A 23,823-nucleotide genomic window follows, 5' to 3' on the forward strand; every position below is an offset into this window, starting at 1 on the left:
GGCATATGAGCAAAAAATCGATTCAAAAGGTGTACGCACTGACACCAATGCAGGAGGGAATGCTGTATCATGCGATGCTTGATCCGCATTCTTCCTCGTACTTCACACAATTAGAGCTTGGGATTCACGGCGCTTTTGATCTTGAAATCTTTGAGAAAAGCGTCAATGAACTGATTCGGTCATACGATATTCTCCGTACGGTATTTGTGCATCAGCAGCTGCAAAAACCGCGTCAGGTCGTGTTAGCGGAACGCAAAACAAAGGTGCATTATGAGGATATCAGTCATGCAGACGAGAATCGCCAGAAGGAGCACATTGAGCGTTACAAACAAGACGTTCAGCGCCAAGGCTTTAACCTGGCAAAAGACATATTGTTCAAGGTGGCGGTTTTCCGCCTTGCTGCAGATCAGCTGTATCTTGTCTGGAGCAATCATCATATTATGATGGACGGCTGGAGCATGGGCGTCCTCATGAAAAGCCTGTTCCAAAACTATGAAGCGCTCAGAGCAGGCAGGACACCGGCAAACGGTCAAGGCAAGCCTTATTCCGATTACATCAAGTGGCTTGGAAAACAGGACAATGAAGAAGCGGAGAGCTACTGGAGCGAGCGCTTGGCGGGTTTTGAACAGCCAAGCGTGCTCCCGGGCCGCCTGCCTGTGAAAAAAGACGAATACGTCAATAAAGAATATTCCTTTACATGGGACGAAACATTGGTTGCCCGTATTCAGCAAACCGCAAATCTCCATCAAGTGACAGGGCCTAACCTATTTCAGGCCGTTTGGGGCATTGTTCTCAGCAAATACAACTTTACGGATGATGTTGTCTTCGGAACGGTCGTCTCAGGAAGGCCGTCTGAAATCAACGGAATTGAAACGATGGCGGGGCTGTTTATCAACACCATTCCGGTGCGGGTGAAAGTTGAACGAGATGCTGCATTCGCTGATATTTTCACAGCTGTTCAGCAGCATGCAGTAGAGGCAGAGCGTTACGATTACGTGCCGCTCTATGAGATTCAAAAACGCTCAGCCCTTGATGGCAATCTCTTAAACCATCTGGTCGCGTTTGAAAATTATCCGCTTGATCAAGAGCTTGAAAACGGCAGCATGGAAGACCGCCTCGGGTTTTCGATTAAGGTAGAAAGCGCATTTGAACAAACGAGCTTCGATTTCAACCTGATTGTGTATCCAGGCAAAACATGGACCGTCAAAATTAAATATAACGGAGCCGCCTTTGATTCCGCTTTTATCGAACGGACAGCGGAGCACCTTACCCGCATGATGGAAGCAGCTGTCGATCAGCCGGCCGCTTTTGTGCGTGAGTACGGGCTTGTGGGAGACGAAGAGCAGCGTCAAATTGTCGAGGTGTTTAACAGCACGAAAGCCGAACTCCCTGAAGGAATGGCTGTTCACCAAGTGTTTGAAGAGCAAGCGAAACGGACGCCGGCGAGCACTGCCGTCGTATATGAAGGAACCGAGCTGACGTACCGTGAGCTGAATGCAGCGGCTAACCGTCTGGCGAGAAAGCTTGTCGAACAAGGCCTTCAAAAAGGGGAAACAGCAGCGATTATGAACGATCGCTCAGTAGAAACCGTTGTCGGCATGCTGGCTGTGTTAAAAGCAGGCGCCGCATATGTGCCGCTTGATCCAGCGCTTCCGGGGGATCGTCTTCGTTTCATGGCAGAGGACAGCTCCGTTCGAATGGTTTTGACCGGAAATTCTTATACAGGGCAGGCACATCAGCTGCAGGTGCCAGTTCTTACCCTGGACATAGGCATTGAAGATGGCGAAGCTGACAATCTCAACCTGCCATCCGCCCCGTCTGATTTGGCGTACATCATGTACACATCCGGTTCAACGGGCAAACCGAAAGGCGTCATGATCGAACATAAAAGCATTCTGCGCCTCGTCAAAAATGCCGGGTACGTTCCTGTTACTGAAGAGGACCGCATGGCGCAAACGGGAGCTGTCAGCTTTGATGCCGGAACGTTTGAGGTATTCGGCGCACTGCTGAATGGCGCAGCGCTTTATCCGGTCAAAAAAGAGACGCTGCTTGATGCGAAACAATTTGCTGCATTCCTGCGTGAGCAAAGCATCACAACCATGTGGCTGACATCACCTTTATTCAACCAGCTTGCTGCAAAGGATGCGGGTATGTTCGGCACACTGCGCCATTTAATCATCGGCGGAGACGCCCTTGTCCCGCATATTGTCAGCAAAGTAAAACAGGCATCGCCGTCGCTTTCATTGTGGAACGGATACGGCCCGACAGAAAACACGACATTTTCAACCAGTTTTCTGATCGACCGCGAGTATGGCGGCTCTATCCCAATCGGGAAGCCGATCGGTAATTCCACTGCCTACATCCTGGATGAGCAGCAATGCCTGCAGCCAATCGGCGCGCCTGGTGAGCTTTGCGTAGGCGGAATCGGTGTAGCGCGTGGGTATGTCAATCTCCCTGAGCTGACAGAGAAGCAATTTCTCGAAGATCCGTTCAGACCGGGTGAGAGAATTTATCGCACTGGTGACTTGGCAAGATGGCTGCCGGACGGCAATATTGAATTTTTAGGCAGAATCGACAACCAAGTGAAGGTGCGCGGCTTCCGAATTGAGCTTGGCGAAATTGAAACAAAACTGAACATGGCTGAGCATGTGACAGAGGCTGCGGTGATCATCCGCAAGAACAAAGCAGATGAAAATGAAATTTGCGCGTACTTCACGGCGGATCGTGAAGTGGCTGTGAGTGAGCTGAGAAAAACACTGTCTCAGTCTTTGCCTGACTATATGGTCCCTGCCCACCTGATTCAAATGGACAGCCTGCCGCTCACGCCAAACGGGAAAATCAATAAAAAAGAACTGCCTGCACCGCAATCAGAAGCCGTGCAGCCGGAATACGCAGCACCAAAAACAGAGAGTGAAAAGAAATTAGCGGAGATCTGGGAAGGAATACTCGGCGTCAGAGCAGGCGTTACCGATAACTTCTTTATGATCGGCGGTCATTCTTTGAAAGCGATGATGATGACGGCGAAAATTCAAGAGCATTTTCATAAGGAAGTTCCGATAAAAGTGCTTTTTGAAAAGCCGACTATTCAAGAACTGGCACTGTATTTGGAAGAGAACGAAAGCAAGGAGGAGCAGACGTTTGAACCGATCAGGCAAGCATCTTATCAGCAGCATTATCCTGTATCCCCGGCCCAGCGGAGAATGTATATCCTCAATCAGCTTGGACAAGCAAACACAAGCTACAACGTCCCCGCTGTACTTCTGCTGGAGGGAGAAGTAGATAAAGACCGGCTTGAAAACGCGATTCAGCAATTAATCAACCGGCACGAAATCCTCCGTACATCGTTTGACATGATCGACGGAGAGGTTGTGCAAACCGTTCATAAAAACATATCGTTCCAGCTGGAGGCTGCCAAGGGACGGGAAGAAGACGCGGAAGAGATAATCAAAGCATTTGTTCAGCCGTTTGAATTAAACCGCGCGCCGCTCGTCCGTTCGAAGCTTGTCCAGCTGGAAGAAAAACGCCATCTGCTGCTCATTGATATGCATCATATTATTACTGACGGAAGTTCAACAGGCATTCTAATCGGTGATCTTGCCAAAATATATCAAGGCGCAGATCTGGAACTGCCACAAATTCACTATAAAGATTACGCAGTTTGGCACAAAGAACAAACTAATTATCAAAAAGATGAGGAATACTGGCTCGATGTCTTTAAAGGCGAACTGCCAATACTGGATCTTCCCGCGGATTTCGAGCGGCCAGCTGAACGGAGCTTTGCGGGAGAACGCGTGATGTTTGGGCTTGATAAGCAAATCACGGCTCAAATCAAATCGCTCATGGCAGAAACAGATACGACGATATACATGTTTTTGCTGGCGGCGTTCAATGTACTCCTTTCCAAGTACGCGTCACAGGATGATATCATTGTTGGCTCGCCGACAGCTGGCAGAACACATCCTGATCTGCAAGGTGTGCCGGGTATGTTTGTCAACACGGTGGCACTCAGAACGGCACCAGCGGGAGATAAAACCTTCGCGCAATTCCTTGAAGAGGTCAAAACAGCCAGCCTTCAAGCGTTCGAGCACCAGAGCTATCCGCTTGAGGAGCTGATTGAAAAGCTTCCGCTTACAAGGGATACAAGCAGAAGTCCGCTGTTCAGCGTGATGTTCAACATGCAGAATATGGAGATTCCTTCATTAAGATTAGGAGATTTGAAGATTTCCTCGTATTCCATGCTTCATCATGTTGCGAAATTTGATCTTTCCTTGGAAGCGGTCGAGCGTGAAGAGGATATCGGCCTAAGCTTTGACTATGCGACTGCCTTGTTTAAGGACGAGACGATCCGCCGCTGGAGCCGCCACTTTGTCAATATCATCAAAGCGGCCGCGGCTAATCCAAACGTTCGGCTGTCTGATGTAGATCTGCTTTCATCTGCAGAAACAGCTGCTTTGCTAGAAGAAAGACATATGACTCAAATTACCGAAGCAACCTTTGCCGCTCTTTTTGAAAAACAGGCCCAGCAAACACCTGACCATCCTGCGGTGAAGGCTGGCGGAAATCTGCTGACCTATCGCGAGCTTGATGAACAGGCGAACCAGCTGGCGCATCATCTTCGTGCCCAAGGGGCCGGAAATGAAGACATCGTCGCGATTGTTATGGACCGGTCAGCTGAAGTCATGGTATCCATTCTCGGTGTCATGAAGGCGGGGGCAGCTTTCCTTCCGATTGATCCTGATACACCTGAAGAACGAATCCGTTATTCATTAGAGGACAGCGGAGCAAAATTTGCGGTCGTGAATGAAAGAAACATGACGGCTATTGGGCAATATGAAGGGACAATCGTCAGCCTTGATGACGGTAAATGGAGAAATGAAAGCAAGGAGCGCCCATCATCCATTTCCGGGTCTCGCAATCTTGCATACGTCATTTATACGTCCGGTACGACCGGAAAGCCAAAGGGCGTGCAGATTGAGCATCGCAATCTGACAAACTATGTCTCTTGGTTTAGTGAAGAGGCGAGCCTGACGGAAAATGATAAGACTGTATTGCTTTCATCTTACGCATTTGACCTTGGCTATACGAGCATGTTCCCTGTACTTCTGGGCGGGGGCGAGCTCCATATCGTCCAGAAGGAAACCTATACGGCGCCGGATGAAATAGCGCACTATATCAAGGAGCATGGGATCACATATATCAAACTGACACCGTCTCTGTTCCATACAATAGTGAACACCTCCAGTTTTGCAAAAGATGCGAACTTTGAATCCTTGCGCTTGATCGTCTTGGGAGGAGAAAAAATCATCCCGACTGATGTTCTCGCCTTCCGTAAGATGTATGGACATACCGAATTTATCAATCACTACGGCCCGACAGAAGCAACGATCGGCGCCATCGCCGGGCGGGTTGATCTGTCTGAGCCGGATACATTTGTGAAACGCCCGACAATCGGACGGCCGATTGCGAATGCCGGCGCGCTTGTCTTAAATGAAGCATTGAAGCTTGTGCCGCCGGGAGCGAGCGGACAGCTCTATATCACAGGACAGGGGCTTGCGAGAGGGTATCTCAACAGGCCTCAGCTGACAGCCGAGAGATTTGTAGAAAATCCATATTCGCCGGGAAGCCTCATGTACAAAACCGGAGATGTCGTACGAAGACTTTCTGACGGTACGCTTGCATTTATCGGCCGGGCTGATGATCAGGTGAAAATCCGAGGCTACCGCATTGAGCCGAAAGAAATTGAAACGGTCATGCTCAGCCTCAGCGGAATTCAAGAAGCGGTTGTACTAGCGGTTTCCGAGGGCGGTCTTCAAGAGCTTTGCGCGTATTATACGTCGGATCAAGATATTGAAAAAGCAGAGCTCCGGTACCAGCTTTCCCTAACACTGCCGTCTCATATGATTCCTGCTTTCTTTGTGCAGGTTGACGCGATTCCGCTGACGGCAAACGGAAAAACCGACAGAAACGCTCTGCCGAAGCCTAACGCGGCACAATCCGGAGGCAAGGCCTTGGCCGCACCGGAGACAGCGCTTGAAGAAAGTTTATGCCGCATTTGGCAGAAAACGCTTGGCATAGAAGCCATCGGCATTGATGACAATTTTTTCGATTTAGGCGGCCATTCATTAAAAGGGATGATGCTGATTGCCAACATTCAGGCGGAATTGGAGAAAAGCGTACCGCTTAAAGCACTGTTCGAGCAGCCGACTGTTCGCCAGCTGGCGGCTTATATGGAGGCGTCTGCCGTTTCAGGCGGCCATCAAGTCCTCAAACCGGCTGACAAGCAGGCTATATATCCATTGTCATCCGCACAGAAACGGATGTACGTGCTCAATCAGCTTGACCGCCAGACGATAAGCTACAACATGCCATCTGTTCTTCTAATGGAAGGAGAGCTTGATATTTCGCGCCTGCGCGACTCACTCAATCAGCTTGTGAACCGTCACGAATCATTGCGGACGTCATTTATGGAAGCTAATGGTGAGCCTGTTCAGCGCATCATTGAGAAGGCGGAGGTTGATCTTCATGTGTTTGAAGCCGAAGAAGACGAAGCGGACCAAAAGATTAAGGAATTTATCCGGCCATTCGACTTAAACGACGCACCGCTCATTCGCGCAGCTTTGCTTCGAATAGAAGCGAAAAAACATTTGCTGCTTTTAGATATGCATCATATCATCGCAGACGGCGTCTCAAGAGGCATCTTTGTAAAAGAATTGGCGCTGCTTTACAAAGGAGAGCAGCTTCCGGAGCCGGCGCTTCATTATAAAGATTTCGCCGTTTGGAAAAATGAAGCTGAGCAAAAAGAACGGATGAAGGAGCATGAGGCGTACTGGATGTCAGTTCTTTCAGGCGAGCTGCCAGAGCTTGATCTCCCGCTCGATTACGCCCGTCCGCCTGTGCAAAGCTTTAAAGGAGATACGATCCGTTTCCGTACGGGAAGTGAGACGGCAAAGGCGGTAGAAAAACTGCTTGCGGAAACCGGAACGACCTTGCACATGGTGCTCCATGCTGTTTTCCACGTCTTTTTAAGCAAAATTTCCGGACAGCGGGATATCGTCATCGGCTCCGTTACTGCCGGCCGGACGAATGCTGATGTTCAGGACATGCCGGGAATGTTCGTCAATACACTTGCCCTGAGAATGGAAGCGAAAGAACAGCAAACATTTGCGGAGCTTTTGGAGCAAGCAAAGCAGACGAACCTGTCAGCGCTTGAGCATCAGGAGTATCCGTTTGAAGATCTGGTTAATCAGCTTGATCTCCCTCGGGATATGAGCCGAAACCCATTGTTTAATGTGATGGTGACGACAGAAAACCCTGATAAAGAACAGCTTACATTGCAAAATCTGAGCATTTCACCTTATGAGGCTCATCAGGGAACTTCTAAGTTTGATCTGACACTGGGCGGATTTACTGATGAAAATGGCATTGGCTTGCAGCTCGAATATGCGACAGATCTGTTCGCAAAAGAAACAGCTGAAAAATGGAGCGAATACGTTCTGCGGCTACTAAAGGCTGTTGCGGATAACCCGAACCAGCCGCTTTCCAGCCTGTCACTCGTCACCGAGACAGAAAAACAAGCACTTCTTGAGGCATGGAAGGGCAAAGCGCTGCCTGTGCCGACAGACAAAACGGTTCATCAGCTATTCGAAGAGACTGTCCAGCGCCACAAAGACCGCCCGGCTGTCACATACAACGGCCAGTCTTGGACGTACGGCGAGCTGAATGCGAAGGCGAATCGTCTCGCGCGGATTCTGATGGACTGCGGCATCAGCCCGGATGACCGTGTCGGCATTCTCACGAAGCCGTCGCTTGAAATGTCCGCCGCGGTGCTCGGCGTCTTGAAAGCCGGAGCGGCGTTTGTGCCGATTGATCCTGACTATCCGGATCAGCGGATTGAGTATATTTTACAGGACAGCGGCGCGAAGCTTCTCTTGAAACAGGAAGGCATTTCAGTGCCGGACAGCTATACGGGAGATGTCATTCTTCTCGACGGAAGCCGCACGATTCTAAGCCTGCCGCTTGATGAAAACGACGAGGAAAATCCAGAAACCGCTGTAACCGCGGAGAACTTGGCGTACATGATTTACACGTCTGGAACGACCGGACAGCCGAAGGGTGTCATGGTCGAGCACCATGCGCTTGTGAACCTGTGCTTCTGGCACCACGACGCGTTCAGCATGACAGCGGAGGACCGCAGTGCGAAGTACGCGGGCTTTGGGTTCGACGCTTCCATTTGGGAGATGTTTCCAACCTGGACGATCGGCGCCGAGCTTCACGTCATTGATGAAGCGATCCGCCTCGATATCGTCCGCCTGAACGATTATTTTGAAACGAACGGCGTAACGATCACGTTCCTGCCGACACAGCTTGCGGAACAGTTCATGGAGCTTGAGAACACATCACTTCGCGTATTGCTTACTGGAGGAGACAAGCTGAAGCGCGCAGTGAAAAAGCCGTACACACTCGTCAATAACTACGGGCCGACAGAGAATACGGTCGTTGCCACAAGCGCAGAAATCCATCCGGAGGAAGGCTCGCTTTCCATCGGAAGGGCCATTGCCAATACGAGAGTATACATTCTCGGCGAGGGCAATCAGGTGCAGCCGGAAGGCGTAGCCGGAGAGCTTTGCGTGGCGGGGCGCGGACTGGCACGCGGCTATCTGAATCGAGAAGACGAAACCGCGAAGCGGTTTGTCGCTGATCCGTTTGTGCCGGGTGAGCGCATGTACCGCACCGGCGATTTGGTGAAGTGGACAGGCGGCGGCATCGAATACATCGGCCGGATCGACCAGCAGGTCAAGGTCCGCGGCTACCGGATCGAGCTCTCAGAAATTGAAGTCCAGCTCGCCCAGCTTTCTGAGGTGCAGGATGCGGCGGTGACAGCTGTCAAAGATAAAGGCGGCAACACAGCGATCGCGGCGTATGTCACACCGGAATCAGCTGACATAGAAGCACTGAAATCAGCACTGAAGGAAACCCTGCCGGATTACATGATCCCGGCGTTCTGGGTGACGCTGAACGAGCTTCCGGTTACGGCAAACGGCAAAGTGGACCGCAAAGCCTTGCCTGAGCCGGACATCGAAGCGGGAAGCGGAGAATACAAAGCGCCGACGACCGACATGGAAGAGCTGCTTGCCGGCATCTGGCAGGACGTGCTTGGAATGTCTGAAGTCGGTGTCACCGACAATTTCTTCTCGCTTGGCGGAGATTCCATCAAAGGAATTCAAATGGCGAGCCGCTTGAACCAGCACGGCTGGAAGCTGGAAATGAAAGATCTCTTCCAGCACCCGACGATCGAAGAGCTCACCCAGTACGTAGAGCGTGCCGAAGGCAAACAGGCAGACCAAGGCCCGGTGGAGGGCGAAGTCATCCTGACGCCGATCCAGCGCTGGTTCTTTGAAAAGAACTTCACGAACAAGCACCACTGGAACCAATCTGTGATGCTTCACGCCAAGAAGGGCTTTGATCCTGAACGGGTGGAGAAAACATTGCAGGCGCTGATCGAGCATCATGACGCGCTTCGTATGGTCTATCGTGAGGAAAACAGGGACATCGTTCAGGCGTATCAACCGATCGGTGAGAGCAAGGTCAGCTTCGAAATCGTGGACCTGTACGGCTCCGATGAAGAGATGCTGAGAAGCCAGATTAAGATTCTCGCGAACAAGCTGCAAAGCAGTCTCGATCTGAGAACCGGGCCGCTTTTAAAGGCGGAGCAATATCGCACAGAAGCTGGGGATCACCTGCTCATTGCTGTACACCATCTCGTGGTCGACGGTGTGTCATGGCGGATTTTGCTTGAAGACTTTGCTTCAGGCTACATGCAGGCTGAGAAAGAAGAGAGCCTTGTCTTCCCGCAAAAAACAAACTCCTTCAAGGATTGGGCGGAAGAACTGGCGGCATTCAGCCAATCAGCGCATCTTTTACAGCAGGCTGAATACTGGTCGCAAATTGCCGCTGAACAGGTTTCTCCTTTACCGAAGGATTGTGAAACAGAGCAGCGGATCGTCAAGGATACATCATCCGTCCTATGTGAATTAACGGAAGAAGACACTAAGCATCTTTTAACAGATGTTCATCAGCCATATGGAACTGAAATCAACGATATTCTTCTCAGCGCGCTCGGTTTGACAATGAAAGAATGGACAAAGGGGGCCAAAATTGGCATTAACCTTGAGGGACACGGCCGGGAGGACATTATCCCGAATGTGAATATCTCCAGAACGGTCGGCTGGTTTACGGCACAATACCCTGTTGTGCTCGACATATCTGACGCAGATGCCTCGGCTGTGATCAAAACAGTCAAAGAAAACCTGCGCCGCATTCCGGACAAAGGTGTTGGCTACGGCATTCTTCGTTATTTCACAGAAACAGCGGAAACAAAGGGCTTCACACCGGAGATCAGCTTCAACTATTTGGGCCAATTCGACAGTGAAGTCAAAACCGATTTCTTTGAACCGTCCGCTTTCGATATGGGGCGCCAAGTAAGCGGAGAATCAGAGGCGCTGTACGCTTTAAGCTTCAGCGGCATGATCAGAAACGGCCGGTTTGTGCTTTCCTGCTCCTACAATGAGAAGGAGTTTGAAAGAGCTACAGTCGAGGAGCAAATGGAACGGTTTAAAGAAAACCTCCTGATGCTAATCCGCCATTGCACGGAAAAAGAAGACAAGGAATTCACACCAAGCGACTTTAGCGCCGAAGACCTTGAAATGGACGAGATGGGAGATATCTTTGACATGCTTGAGGAGAATTTAAAATAAAACGCAAGGGAATTACAGAAGGCGGGAGCGAAACATATGAGTCAATTTAGCAAGGATCAGGTTCAAGATATGTATTACCTATCGCCGATGCAGGAAGGGATGCTTTTTCATGCCATCCTGAATCCCGGCCAAAGCTTTTACCTTGAACAAATCACGATGAAAGTAAAAGGCAGCTTGAATATCAAATGTCTTGAAGAAAGCATGAATGTGATCATGGACCGGTACGATGTATTTCGTACCGTGTTCATTCACGAAAAAGTAAAAAGACCTGTCCAAGTCGTATTGAAAAAACGGCAGTTCCAAATAGAAGAAATCGATCTGACACACTTAACGGGCAGCGAGCAAACAGCCAAAATCAATGAGTACAAAGAACAGGATAAGATCAGGGGTTTTGATTTGACGCGGGATATTCCGATGCGGGCAGCCATTTTCAAGAAAGCTGAAGAAAGCTTTGAATGGGTGTGGAGCTACCACCACATTATTTTGGACGGATGGTGCTTCGGCATCGTCGTACAGGATCTATTTAAGGTATACAATGCTCTGCGCGAACAAAAGCCGTACAGCCTGCCGCCCGTCAAACCGTATAAAGACTACATCAAGTGGCTTGAAAAGCAGGATAAACAAGCATCGCTCCGCTACTGGCGCGAGTACTTGGAGGACTTTGAAGGACAAACGACGTTTGCGGAGCAAAGGAAGAAACAGAAGGACGGCTATGAGCCGAAAGAGCTGCTCTTTTCACTGCCGGAGGCGGAAACAAAGGCTTTTACTGAGCTTGCAAAATCGCAGCATACCACTTTAAGTACGGCGCTGCAGGCAGTCTGGAGCGTATTGATCAGCCGCTATCAGCAGTCTGGCGATTTGGCCTTCGGTACAGTTGTTTCAGGGCGTCCCGCGGAAATCAAAGGCGTTGAACATATGGTCGGGCTGTTTATCAACGTTGTCCCGAGACGTGTGAAGCTGTCTGAGGGTATCACATTTAACGGCTTGCTCAAGCAGCTGCAGGAGCAATCGCTGCAGTCTGAGCCGCACCAATATGTGCCGCTTTATGACATCCAAAGCCAGGCCGATCAGCCGAAACTGATTGACCACATCATTGTTTTTGAGAACTATCCGCTTCAGGATGCGAAAAATGAAGAAAGCAGTGAAAACGGCTTTGATATGGTGGATGTTCATGTTTTTGAGAAGTCGAATTATGATCTCAACCTGATGGCTTCCCCGGGAGATGAGATGCTGATTAAGCTTGCCTATAATGAGAATGTGTTTGATGAGGCGTTTATCCTGCGCTTGAAATCTCAGCTTCTCACAGCAATTCAGCAGCTCATCCAGAATCCGGATCAGCCTGTCAGCACGATCAACCTCGTTGACGACAGGGAGAGAGAATTTTTGCTAACCGGCTTAAACCCGCCGGCTCAAGCTCATGAAACAAAGCCTCTGACGGATTGGTTCAAGGAAGCAGTGAACGTCAATCCGGATGCGCCGGCGCTTACGTATTCCGGCCAGACCCTGTCTTATCGCGAATTAGATGAGGAAGCGAACCGCCTTGCACGCCGGCTGCAAAAACACGGTGCGGGCAAAGGCTCTGTTGTAGCGCTGTACACGAAGCGCTCACTTGAACTGGTAATCGGCATTCTCGGTGTATTAAAGGCGGGAGCAGCCTATCTGCCGGTTGATCCGAAGCTGCCAGAGGACCGAATCTCGTATATGCTGGCTGACAGTGCGGCAGCCTGTCTTCTGACGCATCAGAAGATGAAAGAACAAGCGGCTGAGCTGCCGTATACAGGCACAACGCTCTTCATTGATGATCAAACACGGTTTGAAGAACAGGCAAGCGATCCTGCAACCGCGATTGATCCTAATGATCCGGCATATATCATGTACACGTCCGGCACAACCGGAAAGCCAAAGGGCAATATCACCACTCATGCCAATATTCAAGGATTGGTCAAGCATGTAGACTACATGGCATTCTCTGAGAAAGATACATTCTTATCTGTTTCCAATTACGCCTTTGACGCATTTACCTTTGATTTCTATGCTTCTATGCTGAATGCGGCACGGCTCATTATCGCAGATGAACATACGCTGCTTGATACAGAACGGCTCACAGATCTGATCCTGCAAGAGAATGTCAATGTCATGTTTGCGACAACCGCACTATTTAATCTTCTCACGGATGCGGGAGAGGATTGGATGAAGGGACTACGCTGTATATTATTCGGCGGAGAGCGCGCGTCAGTGCCTCATGTCAGAAAAGCGCTGCGGGTCATGGGGCCGGGCAAGCTGATTAACTGCTACGGGCCGACTGAGGGAACAGTGTTTGCGACTGCTCACGTCGTGCATGATATACCGGATTCCATCTCCTCATTGCCGATCGGAAAGCCGATCAGCAATGCCAGTGTTTATATTCTGAACGAGCAAAGCCATCTCCAGCCATTCGGGGCGATCGGTGAACTGTGCATCAGCGGAATGGGCGTGTCAAAAGGATATGTAAATCGTGCTGACCTCACGAAGGAAAAGTTTATTAAGAACCCGTTCAAGCCGGGAGAAACGCTTTACCGCACAGGGGATTTAGCGCGCTGGCTGCCGGATGGAACGATTGAATACGCCGGCCGTATTGACGACCAGGTCAAAATACGTGGACACCGGATTGAGCTTGAAGAAATCGAAAAGCAGCTGCAGGAATACCCAGGTGTGAAAGATGCGGTCGTTGTGGCGGACCGCCCTGAGTCTGGCGATGCATCAATCAATGCCTACCTCGTGAACCGGACGCAGCTTTCAGCTGAGGACGTGAAGGCGCACCTGAAAAAACAGCTTCCTGCTTACATGGTGCCGCAAACCTTTACCTTCTTGGATGAGCTTCCTTTAACGACGAACGGGAAAGTCAATAAACGGCTGCTCCCAAAACCTGATCAGGATCAGCTGGCGGAAGAATGGATCGGACCGCGGAACGAGATGGAAGAAACAATCGCACAAATATGGTCTGAGGTTCTCGGCAGAAAGCAAATTGGCATTCATGACGATTTCTTTGCGCTCGGAGGGCATTCCTTAAAGGCAATGACCGCCGCTTCCCGCATTAAGAAAGAGCTTGGGATTGATCTTCCAGTAAAGCTTTTGTTTGAAGCGCCGACGATCGCCGGTATTTCAGCGTATGTGAAAAACGGGGGCCCTGATGGCTTGCAGGATGTAACGATAATGAATCAGGATCAGGAGCAGATCATTTTCGCATTCCCGCCGGTCTTGGGCTATGGCCTTATGTACCAAAATCTGTCCAGCCGCTTGCCGTCATACAAGCTGTGCGCCTTTGATTTTATTGAGGAGGAAGACCGGCTTGACCGCTATGCGGATTTGATCCAGAAGCTGCAGCCGGAAGGGCCTTTAACATTGTTTGGATATTCAGCGGGATGCAGCCTGGCGTTTGAAGCTGCGAAAAAGCTTGAGGAACAAGGCCGTATTGTTCAGCGGATCATCATGGTCGATTCCTATAAAAAACAAGGTGTCAGTGATCTGGACGGACGCACGGTTGAAAGTGATGTCGAAGCGTTGATGAATGTCAATCGGGACAATGAAGCGCTCAACAGCGAAGCCGTCAAACAAGGCCTCAAGCAAAAAACACATGCCTTTTACTCATACTACGTCAACCTGATCAGCACAGGCCAGGTGAAAGCAGATATTGATCTGTTGACTTCCGGCGCTGATTTTGACATGCCGGAATGGCTTGCATCATGGGAAGAAGCTACAACAGGTGTTTACCGTGTGAAAAGAGGCTTCGGAACACACGCAGAAATGCTGCAGGGCGAAACGCTAGATAGGAATGCGGAGATTTTGCTCGAATTTCTTAATACACAAACCGTAACGGTTTCATAAATGAAGTGATGAAAGGAGGAGACAGCCAATGAGCCAACTCTTCAAATCATTTGATGCGTCGGAAAAAACACAGCTCATCTGTTTTCCGTTTGCCGGCGGCTATTCGGCGTCGTTTCGCCCTCTCCATGCTTTTTTGCAGGGGGAGTGCGAGATGCTCGCTGCCGAGCCGCCGGGACACGGCACGAATCAAACGTCAGCCATTGAGGATCTCGAAGAGCTGACGGATTTGTACAAGCAAGAACTGAACCTTCGCCCTGATCGGCCGTTTGTGCTGTTCGGACACAGTATGGGCGGAATGATCACCTTCAGGCTGGCGCAAAAGCTTGAGCGTGAAGGCATCTTTCCGCAGGCGGTTATCATTTCTGCAATCCAGCCGCCTCATATTCAGCGGAAGAAAGTGTCCCATCTGCCTGATGATCAGTTTCTCGATCATATTATCCAATTAGGCGGAATGCCCGCAGAGCTTGTTGAAAATAAGGAGGTCATGTCCTTTTTCCTGCCTTCTTTCCGATCAGATTACCGGGCTCTTGAACAATTTGAGCTTTACGATCTGGCCCAGATCCAGTCGCCTGTTCATGTCTTTAACGGGCTTGATGATAAAAAGTGCATACGAGATGCGGAAGGGTGGAAGAAGTGGGCAAAAGACATCACATTCCATCAATTTGACGGCGGGCACATGTTCCTGCTGTCACAAACGGAAGAAGTCGCAGAACGGATTTTTGCGATCTTGAATCAGCATCCGATCATTCAACCGTGATCAAAAGCGGACAGCTTCGGCTGTTCCGCTTTTTTTGTGTTGAATGCCAATTTCTGCATGGTATAATAGTCGAAATACTCAAAATACTCAAATAAAGACAGGTCGAAACATGCGCACGTCTCCCAGGATGAAATGGTTTGTATTGCTGTTTACGTTTGTTTTCGCCATCGGAATGAACTCATTCAGAAATTCCTTTCAATTTTTTATGCTGCCAATGGCGGATGCCTTCCATGCCGACAGGTCGCTGATTTCGGTTTCTGTCAGCATTTTTATGATCACAACCGGCATCGTCCAGTTTTTTGTCGGTTTTTTTATCGACCGTTTCAGTGTCAGAAAAATTATGGCGCTTGGAGCTGTCTGCATCAGCGCAAGCTTTTTGGTGCTTCCTTATTCACCGAATGTTCATGTGTTTTCCGCCATTTACGGTGTGCTTGGCGGAATCGGCTATTCCTGCGCGGTCGGCGTGACGACCCAGTACTTCATCAGCCGTTGGTTTGACACACATAAAGGTCTGGCGCTTGCTATTTTGACCAATGCCAACTCTGCGGGCCTGCTGCTTCTCTCGCCCATTTGGGCTGCGGCTCCGTATCATGCCGGCTGGCAGAGCACCTATACGATTTTGGGAATCGTCATGGCGGCTGTTCTGCTGCCGCTCCTCGTCTTTGGGATGAAGCCCGCCACATGCGCAAGCGGAGTCTGTGAAAAAATCTTATGATTGGCGGGGGTTTTGGTACGTGATGAAGCAATCCCGCCTCATTCATATCCTGTACTTCGGCGTGTTTACTTGCGGATTTACGATGGGAATTATTGATGCTCACCTCGTTCCGATACTGAAGGATGCGCATGTCTCTCATGTCAACGGAATGATGGTCGCGTTCGGGGCGTTTATCATCATTGGCGGATTATTGGCGGGCTGGCTGTCAGATCTCCTCGGCAGCAGAAGCGTCATGCTATCCATCTTATTTGTCATTCGGCTGCTCAGCCTGATTTGCCTGCTCATGCCCATTCTCGGAATTCATCACAGCGACCTTTGGTACTTCGGGTTTATCCTGTTATTCGGGCTCAGTTACACAGGCGTGATCCCGCTGACCGCGGCGTCAATTTCGGAAAGCTATCAAACAGGATTGATCGGATCGCTGTTAGGCATCAATTTCTTTATCCATCAGGTTGCCGGAGCTCTCAGCGTGTATGCGGGCGGTTTGTTTTTTGACATGACTCATGGTTATTTGCTGATTGTCGCTGTGTGCATTGTGTTTGTGGGTTTATCGGCTGTAATAGAGCTGGTGCCGTTTTTAGATAAACAAAAGGCAAAAGAAACCCACCAATCAATATAAAAGGATCAGCACTGTCAATGCTGATCCTTTTTAAATTTGAGTTTTTTTGTTTCGGTATTTTTAAGGATAATCTCCTTGAATCTGTTCATCTCCACTTCGGAATGAAAAAAATGTTTTGGGATCGCAATATATTGGCTGCTGGATGTATTGATGCGGAAGATATTCTTATATTCGAAAACAGCTGTGATTTCATCCCAATTGAAAATGAGGTCATATTTTTTAGAACATATACGAATTCCTTCTTGGTTCAGAGTATATGTTCTTTTCGATTTCATCCGTTCGTTCTTCTTGTATGCTCTGGAAAACTTCACATATAGAAGAAGGAGAAGCAGCAGTGTAAACAGAACGGACATCACGATAATCAACATACTGTTCATAAACAAGTTAAGCGCGTCACTGCCATAAACGATACGGGGCCATCCGTTAATGAAGTTAACTGCAGCAAATATGGTGCAAAACAACAGAAAGTAAAAGCATGATATTTTTGCGATTTGATAAAAAAAGATTTCTCTTACATCCTTAAAAGCGATTTCTCCTGGAAGATTGATACTTTCACTAGCATATTGAATCATACGGTAAACCTACACCTCTAATCATGTTTTTCCTTTCAGTCTAGCATAATTTCTCATTTTTTTGCAGGCATACCAGGGCGCTTTGTTTTTTTCTCCAGATTGATATTGCTCCCCACCACGCCAATCATAATACAAACAGCCCCGGCAAGATGATACCAGGCCAGGCTTTCGTTGAGAATCACAACTCCTGCAATCATCGTCACAATGGTAGATACATGATTAAAAGCGCTCATTTTAAACGCCTCAATTCGCGACAGCGTATAGTTAGACAGAAATGAAGTGACAAGTGAAGACAGCACGCCCAAATACACAATGGCGAGAACGAAGCCGGGCTCCCGGAACGGCAGAAAATAAGTGCCGACTGTTCCCGCCGCTCCATGACGCACAAGGGCGATGGCGTTGAAGACGATAAAGCCGATGGCTGACATGATGTAGGTGAGCTCTGTCAGCTTGAACCGCTGCGTCATTTTTCTGGCAGCAGTATTGTACATCGCTGAAGACAAAGCGGACAATAGGATCAGCAAAGACCCTTTTAAGCTGGCTGATTCCACGTCAACGCCTTTCATCACAAAAATAAACATGACGCCGGCAACGGATAAAACCGTGAACCCCTTTTGCGTCCACGTTGGGCGTTCCTTTAAAACATAAGCGGCAAAGACCATCGTGAAAATCGGAATGGCTGCCTGAATAATTCCCGCTTCAGAGGAGGACGAGTACACAAGGCCGAATGCCTGAAAGCTGAAAAATAACGCGGGATACAGCAGGGCGAGCGGCAAAATGGCAATGACGTCCTTTACGCGGATTGATAGCTTTACCCAGCCGAATAAGATCGGTACAGTGGCCGCAGCAAACGCAATGGTGAACCGATGCGCCAAAATATCAAACGGCTCTGCTGTTTGCAGTGCGATTTTTACGAATAGAAAGGATAAACCGATAATGAACGAATATAAAATAGCCGCTATATAAGCGGGGGCTTGCTGATGTTTAACCATAATGGGAATGGCTCCTTTACCTGAATTGCAGCGCCGGTCGCTCCCTTTATTGTATGGCCGCGGTCAGAACGGTACAATGAGAAAAACAATGAACTGTACCGATACAAAACAGGGGGAGAAGGCATGGAGAAATATATGAGTCTAGTAACGAGGATAGAAGAGATGATGCAAAGCACCGCCTATCAAGAAGGAGACAGGCTTCCATCTATCCGTCAGCTGTCCGCCCGCTACCAAGTCAGCAAAAGCACAGTGATCCGCGCGTTGCAGGAGCTGGAAAAGCGCCACCTTATCTATTCTGTTCCGAAAAGCGGCTATTATATTGTGAAAAAGACAGGGAAATCAAGAAGCGGGCAGCCTGGCCCCATCGACTTTGCCACATCTGCGCCGGACCCAGATGTGTTTCCGTATCTTGATTTTCAGCACTGCATCAACAAAGCGATTGATACATACAAAAACGATTTGTTTATTTATGGGACGCCAAAGGGGCTTCCATCACTCATCCGCGTACTCCGAAAGCTCTTGGCCACTCAACAGGTATTTGCGGATGAACGGCATATTTTCATTACATCAGGTGTCCAGCAGGCGTTATCCTTGCTTTGTGCCATGCCGTTCCCAAATGGGAAAGAGAAGATCGCCATTGAACAGCCGGGCTACCATTTGATGGTCGAACAGCTTGAGACACTTGGGATTCCCGCCATCGGGGTGAAACGAACGGAAGAAGGGCTTGATATAGCCGAGGTTGAGCGGTTATTTCAAACAGAATCGATTAAATTTTTTTATACGATGCCGCGCTTCCATAACCCGCTTGGCTGCTCATTGTCAGAGCGTGATAAACAGGAGCTTGTGAGACTGGCAGAAGCGTATGATGTCTATCTCGTTGAGGATGATTACCTCGGTGATCTGGAAGAAAATAAAAAGGCAGATCCGCTGTACGCATATGATCTGTCCTCACATGTCATCTATTTGAAAAGCTTCTCAAAAATGATGTTCCCCGGCCTTCGCGTGGGGGCGGCTGTTTTGCCCGAAGCGCTGACTGACACGTTCTATGCGTACAAAAAACTGAACGACATCGACTGTTCGATGATTTCTCAATCGGCATTGGAGATTTACCTGAAAAGCGGTATGTACGGCAGGCATAAGGAGAAAATCAGAGATTCTTATAAAGAGCGGTCGCTGAGGCTACATCAAGCCATTCGAACTCACAGGCAGCTGGGATGCGGACGCTTTACGTTCTCCAGCGGGCAGGCACCCTGTATGCACACCCATCTGGTGCTTCCTCAGGATCTGCCCGCCTCAAGAGTGATTCATAGACTGAAAAAACAAGGGGTTCTCCTTGAGGCGATAGACCGTCATTATTTATCAGATTATCCGAAAGAAAATCTATTAAAAATCAATATTTCCAATGTGAAAACGGAAGATATTGAGCGCGGTGTCAAGCTGTTGATGAGCCATTTATAAAAGCTCTTCGTACGAGACCATTGTGATATCCTCGGGGAAATCAGGGTGTGCGGCGCATACAGCCATTTTGTAGCCGGGATCGACCTCATACGTTTTGATATAGCATGGGGAATGGCTGTCCGGAAGCTCAATGGATACTTGTCCGTCCTGGTGCAGGCGCACTGAAAAGGAATCAAGCGGAAGCGATAAGCCTTTGCCTTCCTGTTTGATAAAGCTTTCTTTCATTGACCATAGATGATAAAAATAGTCTGTCTGCTCGTCCTTGTCTTTTGCTAAAAGGTCGCTGTACTCTGTTTTTGAAAAGAAGCGCTTGGCGATCTCAAGGCTGATCGGTTTCGTTTTTTCGATATCTATGCCGATCGGCTGTGAATCAAACGCGCAAATGACCCAGCGTCCGGAGTGAGAAATGTTGAAATGAGCGTCGGGAAGATCAGGGATGTACGGCTTCCCGTATTCCTGTGTGCTAAAGCGGATATCGGATTTGTCCAACTGATACTGCCTGCTTATGACTGAGCGAACGAGCACATCTCCCAGCAGGGTGCGGTGAGCATCTTCTTTATGATAAAATCTCCGGCATTTCTCCCGTTTTTCAGGTGATATGAAAGACATGAACCGTTCATTTTCTTCCTGTGAAAGCGGGCGGTCCATATAAATTCCGTAAATCTTCATTCTAGATCCTCCGTCTGCAAAAGATTGTCAAAACCATCCTATCATACTTCCACAAGACTCATATAGAGGAGAAAATAAAAAAACAAAGCCAAGGCGGCTTTGTTTTAGTGTACAGGCGGAGATGCTTTCACAGCGGCTGTCCGCCTTGCCACAGCATAATTCAGCAGCTGGATTGACTGGGGCAATGAAAAGCGCAAAATAAGTCCGGTGAGGATGGCGGTCAAAATGGTGCCAAAACCGATCGGCCCCCCCATGCCCCATGCCGCAAACAAAATGGTTATTTCCATGCCGTTCCGCACCCATTGCACATTCCAGCCGGTTTTTTCTGTAATCAGCATCATCAGTGAATCACGCGGCCCCGCGCCAAGGCCTGCTGATACATAAACACCGACGCCGTAACCGATCAGCACCACGCCTAGAGAGAAGACGATGATCGAGCCTGTGTAGGTCGAGGGGGCAGGCAGAATGAAATTGAAAAAATCTATAAATACACCAATGAGCACCATATTCAGGAGGGCCCCAATTTTCGGCCAAGCTCTCGTAAACAATGACGTGAATCCGACGATGAGCGCTCCAATAATGATGGACCACTGGCCGACGGTAAGCCCGAAGTGCTGAAACAGGCTGTAATGAAATGCATCCCACGGACTAATGCCGAGTGCTTTTCCTTCTATCGTCAGGGATACACCAAAAGCCAAAATGATCAAACCGGCAAAATAAAATGTCCAGCGCAGAACAAGTTCTTGCTTCACGTGAGGTCCCTTCTTTCGTAAAAATCAGTCGATTGTCATTGTAGCACATCTGACAGAAGGGCGGAATAGGCGAAAGGGGCTCAACAAAAAAACAGGGCCGCCGCAGGCGCCCTGTTTCAGCGTGTTGGCAAACCCTTGCATTCGTTGTCAGGCCTGTGCTTCGGTGCTCACGAATTTAACATTCGCTGTGCTCCAATGCTCGCCCTTCCTAGACTTCAAAGGTTTTCAATCACGCTGAAAATCACAAAATCCTAAAACGAATATCGTTTTAGGATTTTGTCAATAATCTGAAACAGGGCGCTGACGCTCTGTTTTTCTTATTACAGCGGGTTCAAAATCCGGTTCAAGAACCGCTGTGTCCGTTCTTCTTTTGGTGCGGAGAAAATTTGCTCCGGCGGTCCCTGCTCCACGATAACGCCGCCGTCGATGAAGATGACTTCATCCGCAACCTCCTGCGCGAACTTGATTTCGTGGGTCACGACGACCATGGTCCAGCCTTCATTGGCCAAGTCCTTGATAACCTTCAGCACCTCTCCGACAAGCTCGGGATCAAGCGCTGAGGTCGGTTCGTCAAACAGCATGAGCTCAGGCTGAATCGCCAGTGCGCGGGCGATGCCGACGCGCTGCTGCTGGCCGCCGGAAAGCTGGAATGGATATAAATCCATTTTGTCCTTCAATCCGACTTTATCAAGAAGCTGAATCGCTTCTTTTCTGACTTCCTCTTTGTTCCGTTTTTGCACCTGAATAGGGCCCTCCATCACGTTTTCGAGGGCTGTGCGGTGCGGGAACAGGTGATACGCCTGAAACACCATTCCGGATTTTCGGCGAAGCTTTAGGATATCCGCCTGTTTCACCTTTTTGGAGAAATCGATGGAGAAATCATCAAATGCAAGCTCTCCGCGATTTGGGATCTCCAGAGCGTTCAGGCAGCGGAGCAGCGTCGTTTTCCCTGAACCTGAAGGCCCAAGTATGGCGATGACTTTTCCTTTTTCAATCTTCATATCTATCTTTTTTAAAATTTCATTTTCACCGAATGATTTGTTTAATCCTTTAACGGTAAGCATACTCGGAACCTCCTTATTTGGCCACGTAGCGGTCAAGACGCCGTTCGATGACATGCTGGACGAGTGAGAGCAGGAAGCAGATAATCCAATAAATAAAGGCTGCTTCAATATAGATCACTAAAATTTGATCAAGATTCCGCGCGCCGATTTCCTGGGCTTTTCTGAACAGCTCAGCGACCAGAATTTGAGAGGCGAGGGATGTATCTTTAATCAGGCTGATAAAGGTATTGGATAATGGCGGGATCGACACACGAAACGCCTGCGGCAAAATGACGCGGAACAGCGTTTTTTGATGTGTCATGCCAATTGTGTAGCCGGCTTCCCATTGCCCTTTCGGCACGGATAAAATAGATGCCCGAATGATTTCAGATGCATAGGCGCCGACGTTTAATGAAAAGGCGATAACTGCGCTTGGAAATGGATCTAATGTGACGTTAAAGGCCGGGAACAGATAGAAAATGATGAACAATTGAACGAGAAGAGGAGTGCCGCGTATTGCGGATACGTATACGCTGAACACCCATCTCAAAGGTCTCACTTTCGACATTCTGGCAAGCGCCGTAATCAGCGCCAGGATCATTCCGAATATAAAGGAAAGAATCGTAAGGGGAATCGTATAGTAGATTCCCCCTGAAAGTATCGGCCAGAATGACTGCTGCACCAGATCCCACGGGATCGCCGTGCCAAGCGTCAATGCCGGCAGATTATTTAGAAACATCTTCGCCGAACCATTTTTTAGAAATTTTAGAAAGAGTCCCGTCCTCTTTCATTTCTTTTAATGCTTTGTTGACTTGATCAACAACCTCGCCGCTTCCTTTACGGAACGTGAAATATGTTGACTGAGGATCACCTGTTTCAAACGCGATTTTCACGTTTTTATTGCCAGATGTTTTTAAGTAGTTCAATACGGCAAGCTTATCGTTGTATGTCATATCGACGCGGCCTTGCTGGATCATTTGAAGGGCCTGCGCCATGCCTTCAACGCCTTCTACTTTCGCGCCGGCATTTGTAGCTAATTTGTTGTAGTTGCTTGTCAGTGATTGAGCTGACGTTTTTCCTTTTACATCTGCTTCAGACTTAATATCGTTGTTGTCTTTTTTCGTTACGACAACGGCTCTTGATGTTGTGTATTTATCTGAGAAATCATATTGATTTTCACGATCTGTTTTTCCGACTTGGTTGGCAACAACGTCAAACCGTTTGGAATTCAGGCCGGCAAACATGCTGTCCCACTGTGTTTCCTTAAAGTCGACTTTAAGCCCGAGGCGTTTTGCGACTTCTGTGATAACTTCGACATCATAGCCAGTCAGTTTATCAGTGTCTTTGTCGTGGTAAGTGAACGGCTCATATGTTCCTTCCGTTCCGACTGTGAGCACACCTTTTTTCTTAATTGAAGCCCAAAGATCGCCATCTTTGGCATTATCTTTTGACTGATTGTCATTTCCTGCTCCGCAAGCTGCAAGAGCTGCAATACTTACGACCATGAATAAAGCCAATAATGCTTTTTTCATCTTATTCCCCACTTTTCTGGTTGATTTTATTGAAATAAAAAAATAGCTTACAAATCTAAAGGATAACTTTTTTTTAGTATGAGTCAAGTAATTGGT

11 protein-coding genes and 3 pseudogenes are annotated in these 23,823 nt (G+C 48.7%); 7 read left to right on the top strand and 7 right to left on the bottom strand.

Annotated elements, in window-relative coordinates; translation table 11 throughout:
• Nucleotides 1–5: 5 nt before the first annotated feature.
• From srfAB (NSQ83_RS02345) to NSQ83_RS02370, 6 genes and pseudogenes are all read left to right on the top strand, one after another.
• Nucleotides 6–3,095 (top strand): annotated as a pseudogene (gene srfAB / locus NSQ83_RS02345) (surfactin non-ribosomal peptide synthetase SrfAB); the annotation flags it as partial.
• 43 nt (nucleotides 3,096–3,138) lie between these two features.
• Nucleotides 3,139–3,279 carry a competence protein ComS gene (gene comS, locus NSQ83_RS02350; protein ID WP_010886404.1) on the top strand — a complete coding sequence of 47 codons (141 nt, stop codon included), beginning with the start codon at nucleotides 3,139–3,141 and terminating at the stop codon, nucleotides 3,277–3,279.
• Nucleotides 3,225–10,754, top strand: a pseudogene (gene srfAB, locus NSQ83_RS02355) (surfactin non-ribosomal peptide synthetase SrfAB); the annotation flags it as partial. The gene comS and the pseudogene srfAB (NSQ83_RS02355), both read left to right, overlap by 55 nt.
• 36 nt (nucleotides 10,755–10,790) lie before the next feature.
• Nucleotides 10,791–14,618, top strand: coding sequence for a surfactin non-ribosomal peptide synthetase SrfAC (srfAC, locus tag NSQ83_RS02360; RefSeq protein WP_198878968.1), 3,828 nt, complete (start codon nucleotides 10,791–10,793; stop codon nucleotides 14,616–14,618).
• 28 nt (nucleotides 14,619–14,646) lie between these two features.
• Nucleotides 14,647–15,375, top strand: coding sequence for a surfactin biosynthesis thioesterase SrfAD (srfAD, locus tag NSQ83_RS02365; RefSeq protein WP_003234568.1), 729 nt, complete (start codon nucleotides 14,647–14,649; stop codon nucleotides 15,373–15,375).
• 109 nt (nucleotides 15,376–15,484) lie between these two features.
• Nucleotides 15,485–16,709 (top strand): annotated as a pseudogene (locus NSQ83_RS02370) (MFS transporter).
• 14 nt (nucleotides 16,710–16,723) lie between these two features.
• Here NSQ83_RS02370 and NSQ83_RS02375 read toward each other — a convergent pair.
• Both NSQ83_RS02375 and NSQ83_RS02380 read right to left on the bottom strand, forming a co-directional pair.
• Entirely contained in the window at nucleotides 16,724–17,281 is a 558-nt protein-coding gene (locus NSQ83_RS02375; RefSeq protein ID WP_198878969.1) for a YcxB family protein, read from the bottom strand.
• 53 nt (nucleotides 17,282–17,334) lie between these two features.
• Nucleotides 17,335–18,273, bottom strand: coding sequence for a DMT family transporter (locus NSQ83_RS02380; RefSeq protein WP_198878970.1), 939 nt, complete (start codon nucleotides 18,271–18,273; stop codon nucleotides 17,335–17,337).
• A 123-nt stretch (nucleotides 18,274–18,396) separates the two neighbouring features.
• On the opposite strand from NSQ83_RS02380, the gene NSQ83_RS02385 reads away from it, so the two are divergent.
• The gene (locus NSQ83_RS02385; protein WP_198878971.1) at nucleotides 18,397–19,731 is read left to right on the top strand and encodes a PLP-dependent aminotransferase family protein; all 1,335 of its coding nucleotides are present in this window, start codon (nucleotides 18,397–18,399) and stop codon (nucleotides 19,729–19,731) included.
• Here the strand turns inward: NSQ83_RS02385 and NSQ83_RS02390 are convergent.
• The 5 genes from NSQ83_RS02390 to tcyA form a co-directional block, all read right to left on the bottom strand.
• Nucleotides 19,726–20,400 (bottom strand): 4'-phosphopantetheinyl transferase, encoded by a 675-nt coding sequence (locus tag NSQ83_RS02390; RefSeq protein WP_198878972.1) that lies wholly within the window; start codon nucleotides 20,398–20,400, stop codon nucleotides 19,726–19,728. The two genes, NSQ83_RS02385 and NSQ83_RS02390, sit on opposite strands and share 6 nt — an antisense overlap.
• Before the next feature lie 104 nt (nucleotides 20,401–20,504).
• Nucleotides 20,505–21,152 carry a YitT family protein gene (locus NSQ83_RS02395; protein WP_014475783.1) on the bottom strand — a complete coding sequence of 216 codons (648 nt, stop codon included), beginning with the start codon at nucleotides 21,150–21,152 and terminating at the stop codon, nucleotides 20,505–20,507.
• A gap of 320 nt (nucleotides 21,153–21,472) precedes the next feature.
• Entirely contained in the window at nucleotides 21,473–22,216 is a 744-nt protein-coding gene (tcyC, locus tag NSQ83_RS02400; protein ID WP_003234543.1) for a cystine ABC transporter ATP-binding protein TcyC, read from the bottom strand.
• A gap of 13 nt (nucleotides 22,217–22,229) precedes the next feature.
• Nucleotides 22,230–22,934, bottom strand: coding sequence for a cystine ABC transporter permease TcyB (gene tcyB / locus NSQ83_RS02405; RefSeq protein WP_003234541.1), 705 nt, complete (start codon nucleotides 22,932–22,934; stop codon nucleotides 22,230–22,232).
• A complete protein-coding gene (gene tcyA / locus NSQ83_RS02410) occupies nucleotides 22,921–23,727 on the bottom strand; it encodes a cystine ABC transporter substrate-binding lipoprotein TcyA (protein WP_114523693.1) in 807 nt (268 codons plus the stop codon). Before tcyA ends, tcyB begins: the two co-directional genes overlap by 14 nt.
• Nucleotides 23,728–23,823 lie beyond the last annotated feature (96 nt).

The sequence above is a fragment of the Bacillus sp. PS217 genome (assembly GCF_037963535.1).
Lineage (GTDB): Bacteria > Bacillota > Bacilli > Bacillales > Bacillaceae > Bacillus > Bacillus subtilis.

Bases quoted from the DNA above. Each gene is read 5' to 3' on its own strand.
- srfAC (WP_198878968.1), top strand. From the start codon at position 10,791: ATGAGTCAATTTAGCAAGGATCAGGTTCAAGATATGTATTACCTATCG.
- srfAD (WP_003234568.1), top strand. From the start codon at position 14,647: ATGAGCCAACTCTTCAAATCATTTGATGCGTCGGAAAAAACACAGCTC.
- NSQ83_RS02375 (WP_198878969.1), bottom strand. From the start codon at position 17,281: ATGATTCAATATGCTAGTGAAAGTATCAATCTTCCAGGAGAAATCGCT.
- NSQ83_RS02380 (WP_198878970.1), bottom strand. From the start codon at position 18,273: ATGGTTAAACATCAGCAAGCCCCCGCTTATATAGCGGCTATTTTATAT.
- NSQ83_RS02385 (WP_198878971.1), top strand. From the start codon at position 18,397: ATGGAGAAATATATGAGTCTAGTAACGAGGATAGAAGAGATGATGCAA.
- NSQ83_RS02390 (WP_198878972.1), bottom strand. From the start codon at position 20,400: ATGAAGATTTACGGAATTTATATGGACCGCCCGCTTTCACAGGAAGAA.
- tcyC (WP_003234543.1), bottom strand. From the start codon at position 22,216: ATGCTTACCGTTAAAGGATTAAACAAATCATTCGGTGAAAATGAAATT.
- tcyB (WP_003234541.1), bottom strand. From the start codon at position 22,934: ATGTTTCTAAATAATCTGCCGGCATTGACGCTTGGCACGGCGATCCCG.
- tcyA (WP_114523693.1), bottom strand. From the start codon at position 23,727: ATGAAAAAAGCATTATTGGCTTTATTCATGGTCGTAAGTATTGCAGCT.